Raw genomic sequence first — 20707 nt, 5'->3', positions numbered from 1 at the left:
TTCTTAATTAGTTACATTTATTATAACACTACCAACCTTAAAAAAACAATTTATTTAATGTTTTTTCGTATCTTCACGATTGTGTTAGTGTTTATGATTAATTTAATAAGCTTAATTTCATTAACTAAACTTTCGAGCTGGATATGTTAAGTTATGATTTGTGCCTAGCCTTTTCATCATTTGATATAGTCATTATAAAACAAGCTCATGATGGCAAGCAAACTTCTTTTTTTTCTATTACTAGGAAAGTTGATTAATTTGATGCAAAAAAAGTGCCTAGGAAAGTCTAAGCACTGTAATTGTTACATATTTTTTATTATGTAAAGTGATTTAGTTAGTTGATCATGTTAATCTAGTTCAACCTTATCTATCCAACCTTCTGGGGCAAGGACATCCCCTTTTTGGATACCGACTAGTTCGTCGTAAAGTTTCTGCGTAATCGGGCCAACTTCAGTTTCACTGTAGAAAACATGATAGTCATCACCATTTTGGATACCTGCGATTGGTGAGATGACTGCTGCCGTACCACATGCACCTGCTTCGGAAAAACGGTCAAGATCAGCTATGACAACATCGCCTTCTATCGCTTTAAGTCCTAGACGATGCTCTGCTAGGTAAAGTAATGAATACTTAGTAATTGACGGTAGAATAGACGGACTAAGTGGTGTCACAAATTCATTATCTTTGGTGATACCAAAGAAGTTAGCTGAACCGACTTCTTCTATTTTAGTATGTGTTGCTGGATCAAGATAGATGACATCAGAATAACCAGCATCATGTGCTTGTTTGCCTGGCAATAAACTACCTGCGTAGTTACCGCCTACTTTGGCTGCGCCAGTACCATGTGGTGCAGCTCGGTCAAAGTCACGTGAGACGATAAAGTTAGTTGGCGTTAAACCACCCTTGAAATAGCTACCGACAGGCATAGCAAACACAGTAAAGATGTATTCTTGAGCTGGTTGCACACCGATAATATCACCGACACCGATTAGTAAAGGACGCAGATAGAGACTACCGCCACTTGTATAAGGTGGCACATACTCATGATTCGCTTTAACGACTGATTTGACTGCAGAGACAAATAAATCAGTTGGGACCTGAGGCATCATCAAACGATCCGCAGTCTTTTGCAGACGTGCAGCATTTTCATCGGGTCTAAAAAGCTGAATATCACCAGATTTGGTTCTATAAGCTTTCAAGCCTTCAAAAGCTTGTTGACCGTAATGTAGGGCTGGAGAGGACTCTGATAGATGCAAAGTAGCATCCTCAGTTAACTGCCCTGCCTCCCATTGTCCATTCTTGTAATGGGTAACAAAACGGTAAGGTAATTTCATATAATTAAAGCCAAGATTTTCCCAGTCAATATCAATCGTCATAAACGTCCACATCTCTTATGGATTATAAAAACCCATCTTTCCTAAAAATTTGTTATACTTATTTTAGTACTTTTTACAGATTTTTGCAAGAATTTACTACAATTTTCTGAAAATTATTAATTTGGAGATAGCACTTGAAATTTTTACATATTGATACCTACATAGATACGGTATTAGAAAAACTGATACTACTCGCCCTTGCAACTGTTTTATTTTATATTTTTTATCGGATTCTAAAAGTTATCATTAGACATTTATTTGATAATTATAGCCGCATCAATGTGGCAGATAATGCCCGTATACTGACGCTATCACGTCTCATCTCCTCTATTTTTCAATACGTCACTGTCTTCCTTTATATCTATACGATTTTAGCTATTTTTGGTCTACCAGTTGCTAGGCTATTGACTGGTGCTGGGATTATCGGTGTTGCACTGGGCTTCGCTGGTCGAGATCTGATGAGCGATATCATTAATGGCTTCTTTATCATTGTAGAGCACCAGGTTAATGTAGGCGATACCGTTTACTTTAAGAACCTAGAGGTCACCGGAAAGGTCAGTGTGATCGGCATCAGATCTTTGACCTTGACCAGTGCGACTGGCTCACTCATCTTTGTCCCTAATCGCCACATCATGGCGCTGGCCAATTTGTCACGCATGACAAATACCTTATATTTGGATGTACCAGTGACACTTGACACAGTTGATCAACTTAAAGATAGGATGATGACAGTCAATCAAACCAATCCAAATGCTGAATTTGTGGGTATGATAACGATTGATTACACAGTCTATCTACGGAGTAAGTTAACTGGTGATTATGCCGATATTTCAACACAACAAGCAAAAATAATGACCCAATACTATGAAAAAAATGACTAATCTCTTAGTCATTAATCATGGATTTAATGGGTTCAAATGACCGACGATGAATATCTGTGAAACCTTGTCTATCAAGTGCTTGCAGATGTTTTTTTGTACCATATCCCGCATTATGCGAAAAATCATAACCAGGATATTGGCTATCGTAGTCAGCCATCATTTTATCACGTGTCACTTTAGCAACAATCGATGCTGCAGCGATTGACATCGACTTGGCATCTCCTTTTATCAGTGAGGTTTGCGGGATATCGATTGCTAATGTCATGGCATCAACTAGCAAATGCTGTGGTCGTACGTCAAGATGATCAATGGCTGCTAACATGGCAAGCTTTGTCGCCTCATAGATATTCACCTGGTCTATCTGATGGTTATCAACGATCCCAATACCAACTGATAGGGCGACTGCCATCACGGCATCATATATTTTCTGATGCTGTGATTTTGGAATCTGTTTACTGTCATTCAAGCCCGCAATCTTACAATTTTCTGGTAAAATCACTGCTGCGGTCACAACTGGACCTGCTAATGGCCCACGGCCAACTTCATCTATGCCGGCGATTAACATAATATTATTTATGTAAAGTTCTTGTTCATAGGCTAGTAATTGATCCAGTCGTTTATCTTCATCAATTATTGCTTGAAGTTGTCGCTTACGTTTGATGATTAGCTTTTGAACACCTTGACGTGTATCCTGGGATAAGGTATCAAATAATGGGTCTGAGACCTCATCAATGGCTGTTAAGCGCGCATCAATCTCCTTAATCGTCGCCATCTTCGTCATCCTTTTGCATCATTTCTGATACAATATCAAGTGTATACGTCCCTAATTTACCGTCCCTAACCTCTTTTATAAAGAGATCATAAAACCGGTCATAGTCATCTCTGAAGCCGTATTTCTTAGTTAGTAGCATGATTAAGTCAACGACAGTAAGCTCTAGGTCATCATCTGTTAAGTTATAGCGACCCTTTAGCTCATTTGGAAAATGTTTGCTAAAGAAGGTTAAGCCAAAGATCGTGATTTCATCTTTGGGAATCAAGTCATCTTTTATGGCACCTGTTAAGGCCAATTTCAAACCAATTGTTTGATCCTCAAACTTAGGCCATAAGATACCTGGTGTATCTAAAATTTCGAGTTCTTCATTTGTCTTCAGCCATTGTTGACCTTTTGTGACACCAGGTCGGTTACCAGTGATGGCACTTTTTCTCCCAGCTAAGCGGTTCATCAAGGTTGACTTACCGACATTTGGAATGCCGATAATCATCGTTCTGATCGCTTTGTTTTGGATACCACGTTCACTCGCACGCTGTAATTTATCAGCTAGGACTAGTCTGGCTGCCTTGGTCAATTTTTTGACTGTTTGTTGCTCTTTTGAATTGATCTTTACAGCTAAAATCCCCTGTGCTTCAAAATAATGAACCCATTTTTGCGTTTCTAAGTCGTTACCCAAGTCTTTTTTGTTAATGATAACAAGACGTGGCTTTGTGCCGATGATTTTATCTAACATCGGATTTCGACTTGATAATGGCAATCTAGCATCTACTAGTTCCATGACCAAATCAACATGTTTTAAATTTTCCTGAACTTGTCGACGTGCTTTTGACATATGACCAGGGAACCATTGGATGATTACCATGTGTTATTACTCCTTATTTACTGAAACTTGTCGTTTCAGTATTTCTCTTACATTTTATCTTTATCGTTAGTTATCTTGAACACGATATCAACTTCACCTTAAAATACATAAAATTGACATACGATGACTTATCAATTTTACCATATTTTTCACTTATTTTCAGGTGCTTTATCATTGGACTGACGTCTAGGCTATCAAGATAGCGTTTATCCAACGTTTTGGCTATAAGCAGATATACGAAAGGACGAAAAAATGATGTTCACTCTCGAACATCATTTTTAACTTGTCGCTTAGTCTTTTGTTTCTTTTGTCATTTGTTTTTCTTTTTCTTTACCATATGAGACGATATCTTTTGCTTCCACATATTTCACATCAATTGGTATAGTTGAATCAATTTTTTCACCTTTAACTGTCTTGTCAAGGTTTTTGATCACTTGTACACCGATATTGTAGGCATCTTGGTCGACAATGCCCGTAATTAGCCCATTATCAATGCCTTTTTCCCAAGTAGGTGTATAGTCAAATCCAAAGTGAAGCACTTTTCCTGCTTTGCCTTGAGACTTGATTGCCTCCATAACGCCTACATCTGGTCCTTCTGATCCCAAAGAGAAGACTGTAACCAAATCTTTGTTAGCGGTCAGTTGTCCTTCTAATTGTTCTTTAGAAACTGCTGCTTGGTCCTTGTCTTGAATTGTTTCCAACCACTTGAAGTTATTAGCATCATCGCCCATGACTTCTTTAAAGCCCGCTTTGACACCTTTTTCGCGGAGAATCATCGTCGGTTGTGCACGATCGACACATACGATAGAAATCGTGCCTTTGGTGATACCATCAGCCTTCATTTTTTTAGCCGCTTGTTTACCAAGATCTGCACCAGCTAGTGTGTTATCTGTTCCCACATAAGCTGTCCTGTTCTTCGGATCTTTCAAGTCAGCATCAAAAGTGATGACCGGGATTTTTGCATCTTTTGCTTCAATAATTGGATTCTTAAACATATTTTGCTCAATAGGTGAGATGGCTATGCCTGCTGCCTTATTGGCAATCGCTTCTTTTATGAAACCAATATGTTTTTCATTCTTTTGTGCCTCTGCAGGTGGACTAGTTTTGACAACGATATTGTAGCCGAGTTTCTCTGCTGTCTCTTCTGCACCACGTTTCATCGGGCTCCAATAAGCACCTGTATCTACGATAGGGATAAAATAGAGTGTCTTTTTACCATTTTTAGTCGCTGTATCCTTTGACGCATTATTACTACAAGCTGTCGTAAAAGTTAAGGCTGCTGCAGCTACTGCAAGGGCTAAAATTAGCTTAGATTTTTTCATGTTAGGTTCTCCTATTAAGTTATGATATACATAAGTACACCGCTAAAATCGCAAATTTGTGTCTGGTATTTTAAGAGGTGTCCTTAAAGTTAACTGTCAAAATTTGATCTGTACGTGACCGATTAGGCATGCTTTTCAGCTAAACGACGGAAATAGTCTACTATGATGGCAAGAATGATGACACCACCGGTGACAGCATTCTGCATGAAGGCATTGACCCCCATAATCGCAAGACCATTTGTAAAGACTTGAAGGGTGAGAATACCGACAATGGCACCGCCAACTGTCCCGACACCACCAGCAAATGATGTACCACCCATGATAGCAGCTGCCATGGCTAGCCCATCTAGACCTTGGCCCTCATTTGGACCGCCGACATTTAAGTTGGCCATTAACAGGATACCTGCACCAGCTGCTAGCATGCCTTCGATAATAAAGACTTTGACAACATGTCTATCCGTATTGATACCTGATAGTCTTGCTGCTTCAGGGTTTGAGCCGACCACATAGCAATATTTACCAAAACGTGTATGCTTCATGACGTAGGCAAAGATTAAGACAAGTAATACAAAGATGATTGTGTTTGAAAAGATGACATTCCCGAAAATCTTTGAGGTGGAAATCTTGGTAAACCAATCTGGTGCACCGGTGACATAAATCCCATTTGTGATGAACATGATAATCCCACGAATCACATAGTTTGTGCCAAGCGTTAGGATAAATGATGGTAAGTCTAATTTTTTGATCAAAAGCCCATTAATTGCGCCAAATGACCCACCAATCAGTAAAGCTAAGATGATGACTACTGGAGCAGGCAGTCCTTTAGTTGACAGATAGACAGCTGCTGTGCCTGAAAAGGCTGCGATAGAGGCAATGGATAAATCGACATAGCCTGTAATTAAGATCATGGTATAGCCAATGGTCAAAATACCAACTGTTGGAATTTGTCTAAAAAAGTTACCGATATTACCGATGCTCAAAAAATTTGTGTTAGCAACTGAGAAATAGGCTAATAAAATGACGAGCACGAGATAGACGGAATATTTCAAGAAAAGTGATTGGATATTAAATTTACTGGTTGTTTCTGGCATGTTTGTTACCCCTCCATTGTTGCATAAGTCATAATATTTTCTTGTGTCGCTTCACTGGTCGTTAATTCGCCTGTGATTTTTCCTTCTCTGACCACATAAATTCTATCCGTCACCCCTAATAATTCAGGAATTTCAGACGACACGATAATAATCGTTTTCCCTTGTTTAGCAAGGTTATTGATGATTTGATAGATTTCTGATTTTGCCCCGACATCAATGCCCTTTGTTGGTTCATCAAAAATATAGATGTCACTGTTTGAATTCAGCCACTTGGCCAAGACGACCTTCTGCTGATTACCACCAGATAAGGACGAAGCAGGTAGCAGTTTATCAGCAACTTTGATCGTTACCTCTTTAATGTAGCGATCCGCAACACGGTCCATTTCTTTGTGGTTCAATCTAAAACTTTTAAGATTTGTCACACAAATATTATCTTTAATAGATAGTCCTTGTGCCAGACCTTGGTGTTTTCTATCCTCTGTCAGTAAACATATCCCATTTGCGATCGCATCAACTGGTGACTTAATCGATACTTGCTTACCAGCTATCCAGATACTGCCACTGGCTAACTTATCTGCACCAAATAATAAGCGCATGATTTCCGTTCTACCACTTCCGACTAGTCCTGCAAATCCGACGACTTCTCCTTGTCTAGCGACAAATGAGATAGGTTTCAAAAAGTGCTTTTTATCCGTTATCTGTTTTGCTTCAAAATGGATCTGACCAATCTCTGTGGGATCTCTTGGGTAAAGATTATCTAGAGAACGACCAACTAATTTTTGAATGATTTCATCATTCGTCAAATCTTGAACCCGGTCAGTACTAATATAGGCACCGTCTCTCATGATCGTGATTCGCTCACAAAGCTCAAATATTTCAGCCATCCTATGTGAAATATACACACTAGAGATCCCTTTATCACGTAAAGCACGTATCACGATGAACAAGACCTCAACATCGGCATTTGACAATGACGTGGTCGGTTCATCAAAGATAATGACTTTTGCATTCAAGCTTAAGGCCTTAGCAATTTCAACTAATTGTTTGTTGGCTGTTGATAGTGAGACAACTTTATCAGTTGGCTTAAATGTCGCACCTAAAATATTGAGGTAGGCTTGTGTATCTTGATTTAACTTTTTCCAATCAATAATGCCGAGTAGCTTATTTTTATAGGGCAACCTTGCGATATACACATTTTCAGCAACTGTTATGTCTTCTGCCAAATTGAGTTCTTGATGTACAAAGCCAATCCCTAGTTTTTCAGCAATATCAGGTGTAAGGGTTTTCATTTCTTTGCCTTCATAAATGATTTTCCCAGAGTCTTTTGGGAAAACACCACCCAAAATGTTCATTAATGTCGACTTTCCAGCCCCATTTTCACCCATCAAGGCATGGATTTCTCCCTTATTAACGGTTAACTGACACCCACGTAAAACAGTTACTTTTCCAAAACTTTTTTCAATACCTGTCATTGAAAACAAAGTCTCCATATAGCAATCTCCTAACTTTTCCTGTGCTAAATTTAGCTGATTTAAGTCCTATCTCTATCTTCAAGCGCTTCATAATTAAAGTAATCAAAATCTGCCGGTGTCCGGTAGCCTGAATAATCCACTGCGGCTAAACCAACAAATGCACCTGTGAAGAAGCCACCCATGGTTTGGTTAACATAGTCATCAGATAGAATGGCTGCATCTAGTATAATGGGTAGCTTGATGTAAGATTTACCATCAAAGGAGTATTCATAGGTATAGGTCTGTTTACGATTTTTTGTTCTGAACCACACATACTCACACCCGTCAGGTATTTTGATGGCATCATCTTTCAGAAAAGAGGTATACTGGCCACGATTATTTTGCGCAACCTCTATCACTGGCCCATTCAGTTCGTTCCAGGTAATAAATATCCAGGAATAATGCTGATGGTTGTAGTAATTAGTCAATCCAGCCATGGCTTGATAGGTCTTAGGATTAAATCTAACCTTTGTTTCAGCGTTAAAGTTGAAATCTTGCCAGCGACGGGCAACAAGAGAGAGATCAAAAAAGTTTTCAAGTGAGCCTTGCCCATATAATCTTAAATGACCTGGTGCCTCATCATTTATGTTGCCCATTTTTTTATCAAATGGGACACGTAAGGTATTAAAGTTGTGATCAAGTTGCGCATCATCAAAGTTGTTATACTGATTGCGCTTGTCTGCTATCGTCGGAATGCCATCTTTTGGTGCGTCAACTTCGCTAAGACCCCCATGACCTCCGATAATATGTGGCCAACCATGCGCATCCCATTCCACTTTTTGAATGGCTGTTTCACGTCCCAAGGTACACCAGCCACGTGGATCTGTTATGCTTTCATTTTCATGATGCCAAGGACGACCACATAAGGAAGCATAATACCATTCTCCACCAGGTGTATTCACTAAACTACCGTGTCCTTGCTTTTGAATCTCATGATAAGGTGTATCAAAATTGGTTAAAAATGCTTGACCGGGTTGTGTCTCAAAGGCTAGTGCATTTAGACTTGTCGCGCGTGCAACCACTTCTTCATGCGTATAAAGCGTACCGCCTTGTGCAGCAAACAGATAATAATAGCCAGCTATCTTATAGATATGCGGTCCTTCGACTAATTTTACTGCAGTGCCTCGGTAGATAGTTCTGGCAGTTTCTGGCATTAAGCGTTTAGTAGTTAAGTCAAATTCGGTTAAGGTAATGCCGTTAAACGGATGTCTATATTCACGGTGATCCCAAGTCTGTTGAATCAGGTACTTCCTACCATCATCATCATGGAAAAGGGAGGCATCAAATCCGACCCCATTAAGCTTAATGGGAGCTGACCACGGGCCATTAATCGACGGTGCTGTTGTCAGATAGTTGGTCACATCTTTGAAAGCACCATCTGTTATTTTGGTGTCTGTATAGACCAACCAAAAAGTGCCATCAAAATAAGATAAATCAGGTGCCCAGATCCCTCCAGAGGCAGGATTCCCTCTCATATCAAGTAAGTCAACTGTACTAAGCGGATGTGCCACTAATTGCCAATTAATCAAATCTTTTGATGTGTGAATTCTGACGCCCGGAAACCATTCAAAAGTCGAGGTTGCGATATAATAAGTATCTGCAACACGGATAATAGATGGATCTGCATTAAACCCTGGCAATACTGGATTCTTAAGCTTCATTTTTGTCTCTCTTTATCTTTATATTTCCTAAACATAATCAAGTAGTTGTAGGCCTCTTACCTCAACTACTCTATATGTTTAGGACAGGATTTAGTTACTTAAGTCAATCAAACCAAGTAATCATTCAGATGTGATTTGACGAGTTCAATATGACTTGACGCATTTGTAATTTCCCCACCATGCTCTAGCGAGTAGGCAGTCAAGGACTCAAGGTCTTCTTTGTCAGCTAAAATGTTGGCACCAATGCCTGTTTGATAGCTGGCATATCGTTTGGCTTTTAAATCCGACAAGAACTGATCCTCTCGAATCGCCGCTGCACCTTTCAAGCCGCGTGCAAAGGTATCAAATCCTGCAATATGTGCCAGGAACAAATCCTCAGCCGCAAATGATGAGCGACGCACTTTTGAGTCGAAGTTAATGCCACCAGGTGCCAGACCATCATTTTCCAAAATTTCAACCATGACAAGCGTTGTGTCTAAAACATTTGTCGGAAACTCATCTGTGTCCCAGCCAAGTAAGACATCTCCTTGGTTAGCATCGATAGAGCCAAGCGCATCATTGATCCGAGCGACAGTTAATTCATGCTCAAATGTATGACCAGCTAATGTCGCATGGTTGCCTTCCAAATTGAGTTTGAAATCGCCTTGCAAGTTATACTTCAAGATGAAGGCAAGCGCTGTTGCCGCATCAAAATCATATTGGTGTTTCATCGGTTCTTTTGGTTTCGGCTCAATCAAGAATTGCGGTTTGTGACCAATTTTTTCACCATAGGCAATCGCCATTTTAAAGAGCCGGGCGATATTGTCTTGTTCAAGGGCCATATCGGTATTTAACAAGGACTCATAGCCTTCACGACCACCCCAGAAGACATAGTTTTCACCGCCTAATTTTTTAGAGATATCCAAGCCTTTTTTGATTTGCGCTGCTGAGTAAGCAAAGACATCAGCATTATTTGATGACCCGGCACCATTGACAAAACGCGGATTTGAAAATAGATTAGCTGTGTTCCAAAGGAGTTTAATGCCCGTTTCATCCATCTTTTCTTTGATCAGATCAGTGATGATATCTAGATTATCAAAGAATTCTGCTAGCGACTCTCCTTCTGGTGCGATGTCGATATCATGGAAACAAAAGTAAGGGGCATCTAGTTTTACCAGGATTTCAAAGAAAGCCTCAACACGATTTTTCGCTGTTTCGAGGGCTGTCTCACCAAACCAAGGCCGTTGATTAGTTGCACTACCAAAGGGGTCTGAGCCATCTTGTGTCATGGTATGCCAGTAGGCAATGGCAAAGCGGAGATGTTCTTTCATCGTCTTGCCTGCAACCACTTCCTCAGGGTTGTAGTGTCTAAATGCAAAAGGATTTTTTGTGTCTACACCCTCGTATTGAATGTGTTCAATCTCTGGAAAATATGTCATCTTGCGCTTCCTCCTACTCGTCTTTTACGAGTCAATAAGTTTTTCAAAAGAAAGTTCGTTCGGCGAACTAACTCGACTCATTCATTGTAACCGTTTTCAAATACTTTGTCAAGCATTTTTTGAAAAAAATATTTAAGAACTTTTGCTATTTAATAGTGACTAAAAAACCATGTCAAGATAATGCTTGACATGGTTGCTAATACTGAGTGTTATAGCTCGTATAGACTAAAAATAAAGTTACTGCTACTGATTAGGCATCTACTAAAGAGGCACCCCTATTTGATGACTATTGTTTCTAAATTCACTAATTTCGCCCAAGTTTCAATCTGATCACATGTTAAATTAAGCGAGACAACAGTATGGTGTCCACCACCCGACTCAATCCATTGTTTAATGCCGTCATGGAAATTTGGTTTTGGTGTCCACATCACTCTAGCAACTGGCAGATGAGGTGCTGGATCAGTTGGCTCAAAAGCAGTCACTTCATTGATTAATAATTTATAGTGTGTTCCAAAATCAATCATCGATACAACAACACCTTGACCAGATTTACCATCAAATACCAGACGCGCAGGATCTTGTCGATTACCCATAGAAAGTGGTGAGACGACAATTTTCGGTTTATTACTAGCTAGACTTGGGTCGACTTCCATCATATGTGATTGTAGAATGGCTTCCTGTCCTTCTGCTAGTTCATATGTGTAATCTTCCATGAAGCCAGTATTTTGATTTCTGGCCATAATCTTCATTAAGCGGTCGATAGCTGCTGTTTTCCAGTCTCCTTCACCTGCAAAACCATATCCTTCTGCCATTAAGCGCTGCACAGCAAGACCAGGCAGTTGTGCCATACCATATAGATCTTCAAAATTTGTTGTAAAAGCTGTATACTGTCCTTTTTCTAAAAAGCGACGCAGGCCAATTTCTTGTTTTGCCTGTACTTTAACATGTGCTGTCCAAGTTGCTGCTTCATATGTCCCAAAATCAAAGTCATACAGGTTTTCATAAGTTTTAAACAAGCTATCAACTTCATCATCAGTTACGGCATCAATTTCTTGAACTAAATCACCAATCCCAAAATAGTCAACCGTCCAGCCAAATTGAATTTGTGCTTCTACCTTGTCGCCCTCTGTTACGGCAACCTGACGCATGTTATCACCAAATCTGGCAACTTTAATCGCCAAGCTTTCGTTAAAGGCGACTGCAATATCCATCCAGTCTGCAATCTGTTGCTGAATCGCTTCATGTTGCCAATAGCCAACGACGACTTTATTATGTTTATTTAACCGCGCGTTAATAAAGCCATATTCACGATCACCGTGTGCTGATTGATTCAGATTCATAAAATCCATATCGATCGTTTCCCATGGAATCGTTTCATTGAACTGTGTTGCCAAATGTAGCAAGGGCTTTTGTAACAACTTCGTGCCTTGAATCCACATTTTTGCAGGTGAAAAGGTGTGCATCCATGTGATAACACCTGCCACCTCATCCTGATAATTGACCTCTTTCATAAGACGTGTGATCACATCAGCCGAAACTGCTAATTCTTTTAGGACAACTGGGTAAGGTAATCGGCCACTATCATTTAAACCATCTGTGATCACTTGTGCGTCTTTTTTTACTTGGGCTAATGCTGCTTCGCCATATAAATGTTGAGAGCCAACCACAAACCAAAATTCTTTTTTATCAATTACGAGCATTTTTATATTCCCCTTTTTTATTTTTGACCATAGTAAGCATGCTTGCCATGTTTTCGCAGATAGTGCTTATCCAATATGTGCTGTGGTAACGGTTCTGCAAAATGATTTAACTCTCGCGTAAACAAGTTCATTTTAGCTACTTCTTCTAAGACGACCGCATGCATCACTGCTGTCTTAGCATCTTTGCCCCATGTAAAAGGACCATGACCATGAAGTAAGATACCTGGCACTGCTGATGGGTCTAGATCACGCGCAGCAAATGTATCGATAATCACCTGACCTGTTTGCGCCTCATACCCCTGATCAAGCTCTTCTTGCGTCAAATATCTGGCACATGGCACTGAGCCATAGAACGTATCAGCATGCGTCGTGCCCATCGCTGGAAGATCTAAACCAGCCTGCGCCCAAATCGTTGCCCAAGTAGAGTGCGTGTGAACAATCCCACCTATCTCAGGATAGGCTTTATATAGGACTGCATGTGTGGGGGTATCAGATGATGGATTCAACTCTCCCTCAACTACGTGTCCTTCAAGGTCACAAACAATCATATCGCTTGCCTTTAAGGAGGCATAATCAACACCACTTGGTTTGATAACAAATAAGCCCGTCTCACGATCAACTTCAGAGACATTTCCCCAAGTATATTTAACTAACCCATGCTTGGGTAAATCAAGATTGGCTTGAAACACTTTTTCTTTTAATTGCTCTAACATATTTCCCTCCACTTAGACTAGCTTAACTGCGCAATCGCAGCTGCTTCAATTGCTAACCCTCTTTGATAGTTTTTGACATACTGATTAAAGCCAATGACATCTGATGAATCAGGGGCGATTGTTGTCCCCACAACATCTGAGAAGACGAGGTCATCTAAAAATACCGCTAAGTCTTTTTCTTCTGTTTGTCTTAAAAAACTTGCTAAAACTGCAATTCCCCACGCGCCGCCTTCACCAGCATTTTCCATTATTGTGACTGGTGCTTGCATGGCTGCAGCGAGGATCTGTTGGCCTACGACTGCTGTTTTAAAGATGCCACCATGACCAACAATCTGATCAATTTCTACCTGCTCTTGCCTTAAAATAGCCAATCCTATTTTGAGGGCAGCAAAAGCGGAAAACAACTGCATGCGCATAAAATTTGCTAAAGTAAAGTCATCAGTTGGCTTTCTGACAAAAAGTGGTCGTCCTTCAGGTATCCTGGTAATATTTTCACCGGAATGATAACCATAGGAAAGTAAGCCACCACAATCACTATCTCCTGTTAAAGCTTCCTTAAAGAGTTTTTCAAATAATTGATCTCTGGTAATCGATACACCCGTAACTTGAGCAACTTGTTCAAAGAGATGCACCCAAGCGTTAATTTCTGATGAGCAATTATTGGTGTGGACCATAGCTACTAGACTACCTGTAGGTGTTGTCACTAAATCTATTTCTGGATAATAGTGCTGCAAGTCTTTTTCTAGGACAAGCATGGCAAAGGCAGAGGTTCCCGCAGAAACGTTTCCCCTTCGTTTGGCAATACTGTTGGTCGCAACCATTCCTGTTCCAGCATCACCTTCAGGAGGACAAAATGGTATGCCAGCCTTTAACTTTCCGGTTGAATCAAGTAGCTTTGCCCCGTGAGCTGTCAAACTCCCGGCAGTTTCACCAGCCACGAGTACCTTGGGTAGTATGTCTAATAGCCCATATGATAGCGAATTTGCAGACATAAGTCCTTCAAATTTTGCTACTTTTTCTTGCGCATACTGCTTTGTCGTAACGTCAATCGGAAACATACCTGACGCATCACCAATGCCTAATACTCGCTCACCTGTTAACTGCCAATGTACATAACCTGCTAGTGTTGTTAAATAGCGGACATCTGTAACATGTGCTTCTCTGTCTAGCATGGCTTGATATAAATGTGAGATACTCCATCGTTCTGGTATATTAAACTGAAATAACTCTGATAATGCTGCAGCTGCCTGAGTCGTATTGGCATTTCTCCAGGTACGAAACGGCACTAATAGATCGTCTTTTTGATCAAATGCCAGGTACCCATGCATCATCGCTGAAATACCAATTGATCCGATGTGGGTTAAGTTAGTCCCATATTTTTCTTGGACATCACGTGTCAAAGCTTGGTAGCTTTTCTGAATCCCCTGCCAAATCTGGTCTAGTGAATAAGTCCAAAACCCATCTACTAATTGATTTTCCCATTCAAAGCTACCTGTAGCGAGAACCTTAAACTGATCGTCAATTAGGACTGACTTGATTCGGGTTGAGCCAAGCTCAATCCCTAATGACGTTTGACCAGATACTATTTTTTCTATCGTCTTGCCCATCTTTCCTCCTATACAAACAAATGACTGACTTGCTTAATGCGTCCTAAGCCTAGCCAAATTTGACCACTCACCACCTAATTTTTTCTTGATAAAAACCATAGGCTAATAGATTGTCTAATGATTAAAACGAGTACGATTAGACAGCAAGCGAGTTGGATGGCTAAGGGTAAGCTATTTTGAACGATGGTGCCTAGCTTTAACTCAGACATGACTGACGTTACTGCCCACCATATCACCCCGATGCCACCAATTGGGTATAGGTATTTAGCGTATTTTTTCCAATTAATCATCATCTTTTCTTCTTCTTAGACATAATGTCAAAGGCTACTGCTAATAACAGAACCAACCCTTTGATGGCTTTTACCCATGCAGACGATACCCCTAGTAATGACAGACCTTGATTCAGTACACCCATAACAGCTGACCCAATCATTACACCAGGGATGGTACCCGCACCACCCGTTACAGCTGTACCACCGATGAAACAGGCAGCGATAGCATCCATCTCAAATTCTTGTCCGGCAACTGCTGTTGCTGATGCTGAACGTGATAGCATAACGATAGATGCAATCGATACTAAGAATCCCATGTGGAGAAAGAGTTTGAAGTCGACTAAGCGCGTGTTAATACCAGATAGTGTTGCTGCTTTACGGTTGCCACCTACTGCATAGACTTGACGACCAAAAACAGTTGATGTGGTAATGAAGTGATACATGACAAACAAGAGACCAACGATAACTAAAGTAATCGGCATCCCACCTTCTGTTCCATTTCCAGATTGTGCCAGTAGGTAGGTAACAAAGCCAACGACGATGATGCCAACACCAGCAGTAATATACTTCAGTGTTTTATCATTACTTGATAGAGTGATGCCTGCGGAGATTGCACGCTTGATATTACGCAGTGTTGAATAGATGATGAAGGCAATGATGAGGATCCCAATAACAAGGGTCAGCACATCAAATGGACCCGCAAAGCCAAGTACGTTTGGTAAGTAGCCTTTAGCTATATTACGATAGGCTTGCGATTTAATGGGAACTGATTCACCGACTAAGATGGTTGATAGACCTCGAAATAATAACATACCCGCAAGTGTTGTGATAAAGCCTGGTATGCCGACGTAGGCAACCCAGAAACCGTGCCAAGCACCGATGAGTAAGCCAACCGCTATGGCAACAAAAATGGCAAAGACCCAATTGACATGCATTTTTTCCATCAGAATGGCTAGTATCCCACCGATGAAGGCAACTTGACTACCGACAGATAGGTCAATATGGGTGGCAATAATAATCATCACCATCCCCATGGAGAGAATTAAAACATAAGCATTTTGTTGTATCAGAGCAACAAAGGAGTTAGGTAATAGTAATAACCCATTTGTTGAAATTTGGAAGAAGACCACGAGTGCGACCAAGGCACCAATCATCCCATATTGCTTCAAATTTTGAGAAATCAAAGATTTGAAGGAAGCTTCTTGACCTGTTTTATTCATTTTTTTACTCCTAAACGTTTATAGTGTCATGTATTTCATCAAAGATTCTTGTGTCGCAGCTTCTTTTTCAAAGCATCCTGTAACCTTACCATTACTGATTGTATAAATTCTGTCGCAAATCCCTAGAATTTCAGGTAGTTCTGAAGAAATAACGATGACAGCTTTACCATTGCCAGCAAGTGAATTGATGGCTTCGTAAATTTCATATTTTGCCCCGACATCAATCCCTCGAGTTGGCTCATCTAATATCAGAATATCTGGTGAGTTGAATAGCCATTTTGAAAAGACCACTTTTTGTTGATTACCACCAGATAAGGTGCTGACATTGGTTTCTATAGAAGAAGATTTCGTATGTAAGTGCTGTCTTAAGCCATCTGCACTGATAATTTCTTGATGCTTATCAATGACACCAAACTTATTTGATATTCGATTTAAGCCCGCTAAAACCGTATTTTCTCGGATGTTTTGTAGTAGATTTAAGCCATAGGTCTTCCTGTCTTCTGACACATAAGCAATGCCATGTTTAATGGCTTGATTAACATTATGGAAGAATACTTTTTTACCTTTTAAGAGCACTTCACCGCTTATTTTCGTCCCATATGCTTGCCCAAAAAAACTCATGGCAAATTCTGTTCGACCGGAACCCATTAAGCCAGCCAAGCCAATGATTTCACCAGCCTTAACGTTTAAGCTTAACTGATCGACTATTTTACGCTGAGGATCTTCAGGGTGGTAAACCGTCCAATCTTTGATAGCAAGCATTTCTTCTCCGATTCGCTTATCACGAGGCGGATATCGACTATCTAGTGTACGGCCCACCATTCTGGCAATCAGGATTTCTTCATCTAGCGGATGTGTCGCATCAATCAAGATTTCATCTCCAATCGATTCACCATCTCGAATAATACTTACCTCATCCGCAATCAGACTAATTTCATTGAGTTTATGTGAGATGATGACAGATGACACACCTGCTTCATCTCGTAAATTTTCGATTAATTGTAGGAGATGAAGCGAGTCATCATCATTTAAGGCAGATGTCGGTTCATCCAGTATCAATACCTTCACATCTTTACTGATCGCTTTGGCAATTTCAACAAGTTGCTGCTTACCAACACCAATTTGGTTAATGGGTGTATCTGGGCTCTCATCAAGTCCCACTTTTTTCATGATGGCCAGTGCTTTTTCACGCGTTTTATGCCAATCAATTTTAAATCCTTTTTTTTGTTCATTTCCTAGAAAAATATTCTCTGCAATTGATAGAAAAGGTGATAGCGCTAGTTCTTGATGAATGATGACAATCCCATCTTTTTCAGAATCTCGTAATGACTGGTATTTGACCTCTTTTCCATCATATTCAATTCGACCATCATAGGTGCCATGAGGATAGACACCTGATAAGACATTCATCAGTGTCGATTTACCAGCCCCATTCTCACCACAAATTGCATGTATATGACCTTGCTTAACTGACAAGCTGACATCTTTTAGTGCAATGACTGGACCAAATGTTTTGCGAATGTGGCTCATCTTAAGGATAATATCATCACTACCAACTGGTCTTTTACTTTTATCAATACTTTTTAAAATACCCATTACTACCTTTCTAATACGATTCAGATATAAAGAGCACCTCTAAAACCGCAGCCTTGTGTCTGAGGTTCATTTTCAAATGCATCGGTAATCTTAATAGACTTATACGCATCAGGCTATCAAGATTGTGTCGATTTTTTTAAATGACCACAAAACGCATGTCAAGCGGTTTTAAGAAGGTGCCCTAACAGATTAACTAAACATCTTAGTTAATCGTTATGAGATGGCTTATTTCAAGCCAACTTTTTCTGCTGTTACATAGCCACTATCTACAACATCTTTAACGGATATCGTATCTTTTGCATCAGAAGCCCCATTTTTAGTAACTGATTTGGAGTCTAAAAGGATAGAAGGGACATCGAATTTGTTGTTATTCATCGTCTCAGTTGTTTTCACTTTTTTACCATCCAGTATCGTCACACAAACTTCAGCCACTTTTGTTGCTAAGGCACGCGTATCTTTCCAAACTGTTTCACCTTGTTTACCATCAAGAATATCTGATAGAGCAGTTACCATTGCATCTTGACCAGTGATATAAGGCCATTGGTCTGTTCCTGGTTTCCAAGGCATACCTTGTCCTTCAATCGCATTGATTACACCTTTTGAGATGCCATCATATGGTGAAAGTACCGCATCCAGATGTGTTTTTCCGCCATTATATTTGGCAAGACGTGATTCCATTTCAGATTGCGCTTTTTCCATTTTCCAAGAATCAATTGAGATATCTTGCCAGTTTTCAAGTTTAAAGTTTTTGGTCACCTTACCTGAAGGGCTAACTAGAGCGCCACTTTCAAAATAAGGTTGTAATAATTCCCAAGCGCCTTTGAAGAAGTATTTTGCATTGTTATCATCAGCTGAACCAGTAAATAGCTCGACATTGAATGGTCCTTTTTTCCCTTTATCAAGACCAAGTTTTTCTATCAGATAATTTGCTTCCCATACCCCTGTTTTCTCTAATTGGAAAGTAACATAGTAGTCAACTGCTTTCGTATCTAAGATGAGGCGGTCATACGAGATGACTTTTACGCCAGCATCCCGTGCTTTTTCTACAGCAGGACCTACTGCAGAGCCATCTTTAGCTGCTACCACAATAATAGCTGCCCCTTTATTCACTGCATTTTCGATATCGGAATTTTGTTGTTCAACTTTATCCTGGGCAAAAGTTAAGTCAACTTTGTAACCCGATTTCTTAATTTGTTTTTTTAGCTCATTGCCATCCTTGACCCAGCGTTCTTCTGCTTCTGTCGGCATTGAGATATAAACTAGTTTCTCCTTTTTGTCTGTACTTTTATCCGAGGATGTCGAGCGTGAGCTACTACATCCCGTCACAATGAGGGTGGTTGCTAATACAGCACCTACAGTGAGGACTTTTTTCCAAGATTTCATTTGACAACTCCTTTATAATGAATAATAGTTTGTGGTTTGCTCCTATCTGGAACCTAAGTTAAGTTTAAGCTATTCAGCTCACGCTAGCTTAGCCTTTTTAGCGCAGAACTAAACTTTTTTTGGACTATCCTATTTAAGAAAAGTAACTTGTTTAATGTTGTCATATTACTAGATAGTAGCCTGATGTCTTTAAATATAAGGTTTAGCCCTAAAAACAAGGCTTAGTTTTTTTTATTAGCTATCTAAACTGAAATATTTTTTGGCATTAAGCAATAGAAAAGGGTATAATCAAATCATGGAACATACTATCTATGATATTTCTAGTAATCAATGGCTCAAGTCTCCCCTGATTTATGAGTATTCAGGTATTTCACAGACATTACCCCTACACACAGTCGGTCCTTTAAAGAAGAAAACCCACCAAATACATGTTGTATTTGATGGGGAGGGGACCTTATCAATCAATAATAAACTTTACAAAATAAAAAAGGGTGGGGTATTTTTTCTGCCAGCTGATAGTTATTTTTCCTATCAGTCCGATAGCCTTGCCCCTTGGTCTTATGTTTGGATCGGATTTTCTTGTGACGAGACTGTCTTATATGAAATTATGGCCAATTCCCCTTTTGCCACAACTTTTTCTTTTAATGCCGATAAACAAGTTATAGAAAGCCTCTATCATCATGTCGTTTCTGCTATTATGGTCGAGGGGGATAGTTTTTCAGATGCCTTAAAGCGTAACGCTTGTTTATATGAGTTTATGGCAATCATTGCCGCGATCAACGATACTTATGTGAGCTTTCCGGTTGCTGAAACGACGATTAATCCGATTGCTAAGTCTGCCATGAGTTATCTTTTTCAAAATTATTTTGAGGATATCTCGATTCCTGAGGTCGCCAGCTACTGTCATATCGATCAGAGTTATCTGATTAGGCTATTTAAAAAGCAATATAATCTGACACCCAAACGTGCCTTGATCCTAATTCGTCTCAATCAGGCAGTCCAACTGCTCTTATATTCTTCCCTATCCATTACTGATATTGTCTACGAAGTTGGCTTCCATTCTCAGGTGGTCTTTGATCGTGCATTCAAGAAAAATTTTAATGTATCACCAACAGAGTTTAGGCAGACTTTTTTGACTTACGAAAATAATATCATTGATCATAGAGAAGATGAACTCTTAAAATTAGTCAAATCTAAACCTGCTAGACCAAGTGCGACTTAAGTCAACTACCTGCAACTTGATAATGATGATGCTGAATAATGGCCAACAAAAAAAACAGAAGGCATCTTCTGTTCAGACTGGAGACAAAAGGCATATTTCG

The 20707-nt window shown here is 39.9% G+C and carries 17 protein-coding genes; 2 read left to right on the top strand and 15 right to left on the bottom strand.

Translation table 11 applies throughout. From position 1 onward, the window contains the following. Positions 1–347 precede the first annotated feature (347 nt). Positions 348–1376 carry a branched-chain amino acid aminotransferase gene (locus tag RU86_RS10860; RefSeq protein ID WP_096815322.1) on the bottom strand — a complete coding sequence of 343 codons (1029 nt, stop codon included), beginning with the start codon at positions 1374–1376 and terminating at the stop codon, positions 348–350. 134 nt (positions 1377–1510) lie between these two features. Here RU86_RS10860 and RU86_RS10855 point away from each other — a divergent pair, with 134 nt between their 5' ends. Continuing rightward, positions 1511–2257, top strand: coding sequence for a mechanosensitive ion channel family protein (locus tag RU86_RS10855; protein ID WP_096815321.1), 747 nt, complete (start codon positions 1511–1513; stop codon positions 2255–2257). Positions 2258–2261: 4 nt separating this feature from the next. Here the strand turns inward: RU86_RS10855 and rnhB are convergent, their stop codons facing one another. The 14 genes from rnhB to RU86_RS10785 form a co-directional block, all read right to left on the bottom strand. Beyond that, positions 2262–3029: a ribonuclease HII gene (rnhB, locus tag RU86_RS10850; RefSeq protein ID WP_096815320.1), complete on the bottom strand. Its 768-nt coding sequence runs from the start codon at positions 3027–3029 to the stop codon at positions 2262–2264. Continuing rightward, on the bottom strand, positions 3016–3891 hold the full coding sequence (gene ylqF / locus RU86_RS10845) for a ribosome biogenesis GTPase YlqF (protein ID WP_096815319.1): 876 nt from the start codon (positions 3889–3891) through the stop codon (positions 3016–3018). Before ylqF ends, rnhB begins: the two co-directional genes overlap by 14 nt. A 290-nt stretch (positions 3892–4181) precedes the next feature. Next, the gene (locus tag RU86_RS10840; RefSeq protein WP_096815318.1) at positions 4182–5213 is read right to left on the bottom strand and encodes a sugar ABC transporter substrate-binding protein; all 1032 of its coding nucleotides are present in this window, start codon (positions 5211–5213) and stop codon (positions 4182–4184) included. A gap of 122 nt (positions 5214–5335) precedes the next feature. Continuing rightward, entirely contained in the window at positions 5336–6304 is a 969-nt protein-coding gene (locus tag RU86_RS10835) for an ABC transporter permease (RefSeq protein WP_079506189.1), read from the bottom strand. A gap of 5 nt (positions 6305–6309) precedes the next feature. Then, positions 6310–7794: a sugar ABC transporter ATP-binding protein gene (locus RU86_RS10830; RefSeq protein WP_096815317.1), complete on the bottom strand. Its 1485-nt coding sequence runs from the start codon at positions 7792–7794 to the stop codon at positions 6310–6312. Between the two features lie 41 nt (positions 7795–7835). After that, positions 7836–9476 carry a glycoside hydrolase family 43 protein gene (locus RU86_RS10825; protein WP_096815316.1) on the bottom strand — a complete coding sequence of 547 codons (1641 nt, stop codon included), beginning with the start codon at positions 9474–9476 and terminating at the stop codon, positions 7836–7838. Between the two features lie 107 nt (positions 9477–9583). Further along, positions 9584–10894, bottom strand: a complete 1311-nt coding sequence (gene xylA, locus RU86_RS10820) for a xylose isomerase (RefSeq protein WP_096815315.1) — start codon at positions 10892–10894, stop codon at positions 9584–9586. Positions 10895–11169: 275 nt separating this feature from the next. Then, positions 11170–12594, bottom strand: a complete 1425-nt coding sequence (gene araA, locus RU86_RS10815) for an L-arabinose isomerase (RefSeq protein ID WP_096815314.1) — start codon at positions 12592–12594, stop codon at positions 11170–11172. A 17-nt stretch (positions 12595–12611) separates the two neighbouring features. Continuing rightward, positions 12612–13307, bottom strand: coding sequence for an L-ribulose-5-phosphate 4-epimerase (locus RU86_RS10810; protein ID WP_096815313.1), 696 nt, complete (start codon positions 13305–13307; stop codon positions 12612–12614). Positions 13308–13324: 17 nt separating this feature from the next. Beyond that, positions 13325–14914, bottom strand: coding sequence for a xylulokinase (locus tag RU86_RS10805; RefSeq protein ID WP_096815312.1), 1590 nt, complete (start codon positions 14912–14914; stop codon positions 13325–13327). 74 nt (positions 14915–14988) lie between these two features. After that, positions 14989–15207 (bottom strand): hypothetical protein, encoded by a 219-nt coding sequence (locus RU86_RS10800; RefSeq protein ID WP_047915553.1) that lies wholly within the window; start codon positions 15205–15207, stop codon positions 14989–14991. Continuing rightward, positions 15204–16406 (bottom strand): ABC transporter permease subunit, encoded by a 1203-nt coding sequence (locus RU86_RS10795; protein WP_096815311.1) that lies wholly within the window; start codon positions 16404–16406, stop codon positions 15204–15206. The genes RU86_RS10800 and RU86_RS10795 overlap by 4 nt, the downstream gene beginning before the upstream one ends. An 18-nt stretch (positions 16407–16424) precedes the next feature. After that, positions 16425–18002, bottom strand: a complete 1578-nt coding sequence (locus tag RU86_RS10790; RefSeq protein ID WP_218839043.1) for a sugar ABC transporter ATP-binding protein — start codon at positions 18000–18002, stop codon at positions 16425–16427. A gap of 225 nt (positions 18003–18227) precedes the next feature. Continuing rightward, entirely contained in the window at positions 18228–19385 is a 1158-nt protein-coding gene (locus RU86_RS10785; protein WP_079506205.1) for a substrate-binding domain-containing protein, read from the bottom strand. 295 nt (positions 19386–19680) lie between these two features. Between RU86_RS10785 and RU86_RS10780 the strand changes: the two genes are divergently transcribed. Next, positions 19681–20607, top strand: coding sequence for an AraC family transcriptional regulator (locus RU86_RS10780; protein WP_096815310.1), 927 nt, complete (start codon positions 19681–19683; stop codon positions 20605–20607). The last annotated feature ends 100 nt before the right edge of the window (positions 20608–20707 follow it).

This window comes from Pseudolactococcus piscium, from assembly GCF_002441695.1.
GTDB classification, from domain to species: domain Bacteria; phylum Bacillota; class Bacilli; order Lactobacillales; family Streptococcaceae; genus Pseudolactococcus; species Pseudolactococcus piscium.
Note: the sequence above shows the minus strand (reverse complement) of the source record. Positions and strands in the feature narration are given on the sequence as shown.

What these genes read in the sequence shown, in the direction of transcription:
- RU86_RS10785 (WP_079506205.1), bottom strand. Translation starts at nt 19,385, where the DNA reads ATGAAATCTTGGAAAAAAGTCCTCACTGTAGGTGCTGTATTAGCAACC.
- RU86_RS10810 (WP_096815313.1), bottom strand. Translation starts at nt 13,307, where the DNA reads ATGTTAGAGCAATTAAAAGAAAAAGTGTTTCAAGCCAATCTTGATTTA.
- RU86_RS10825 (WP_096815316.1), bottom strand. Translation starts at nt 9,476, where the DNA reads ATGAAGCTTAAGAATCCAGTATTGCCAGGGTTTAATGCAGATCCATCT.
- RU86_RS10805 (WP_096815312.1), bottom strand. Translation starts at nt 14,914, where the DNA reads ATGGGCAAGACGATAGAAAAAATAGTATCTGGTCAAACGTCATTAGGG.
- RU86_RS10830 (WP_096815317.1), bottom strand. Translation starts at nt 7,794, where the DNA reads ATGGAGACTTTGTTTTCAATGACAGGTATTGAAAAAAGTTTTGGAAAA.
- RU86_RS10835 (WP_079506189.1), bottom strand. Translation starts at nt 6,304, where the DNA reads ATGCCAGAAACAACCAGTAAATTTAATATCCAATCACTTTTCTTGAAA.
- RU86_RS10840 (WP_096815318.1), bottom strand. Translation starts at nt 5,213, where the DNA reads ATGAAAAAATCTAAGCTAATTTTAGCCCTTGCAGTAGCTGCAGCAGCC.
- ylqF (WP_096815319.1), bottom strand. Translation starts at nt 3,891, where the DNA reads ATGGTAATCATCCAATGGTTCCCTGGTCATATGTCAAAAGCACGTCGA.
- araA (WP_096815314.1), bottom strand. Translation starts at nt 12,594, where the DNA reads ATGCTCGTAATTGATAAAAAAGAATTTTGGTTTGTGGTTGGCTCTCAA.
- RU86_RS10800 (WP_047915553.1), bottom strand. Translation starts at nt 15,207, where the DNA reads ATGATGATTAATTGGAAAAAATACGCTAAATACCTATACCCAATTGGT.
- xylA (WP_096815315.1), bottom strand. Translation starts at nt 10,894, where the DNA reads ATGACATATTTTCCAGAGATTGAACACATTCAATACGAGGGTGTAGAC.
- RU86_RS10795 (WP_096815311.1), bottom strand. Translation starts at nt 16,406, where the DNA reads ATGAATAAAACAGGTCAAGAAGCTTCCTTCAAATCTTTGATTTCTCAA.
- RU86_RS10790 (WP_218839043.1), bottom strand. Translation starts at nt 18,002, where the DNA reads ATGGGTATTTTAAAAAGTATTGATAAAAGTAAAAGACCAGTTGGTAGT.
- RU86_RS10860 (WP_096815322.1), bottom strand. Translation starts at nt 1,376, where the DNA reads ATGACGATTGATATTGACTGGGAAAATCTTGGCTTTAATTATATGAAA.
- rnhB (WP_096815320.1), bottom strand. Translation starts at nt 3,029, where the DNA reads ATGGCGACGATTAAGGAGATTGATGCGCGCTTAACAGCCATTGATGAG.
- RU86_RS10780 (WP_096815310.1), top strand. Translation starts at nt 19,681, where the DNA reads ATGGAACATACTATCTATGATATTTCTAGTAATCAATGGCTCAAGTCT.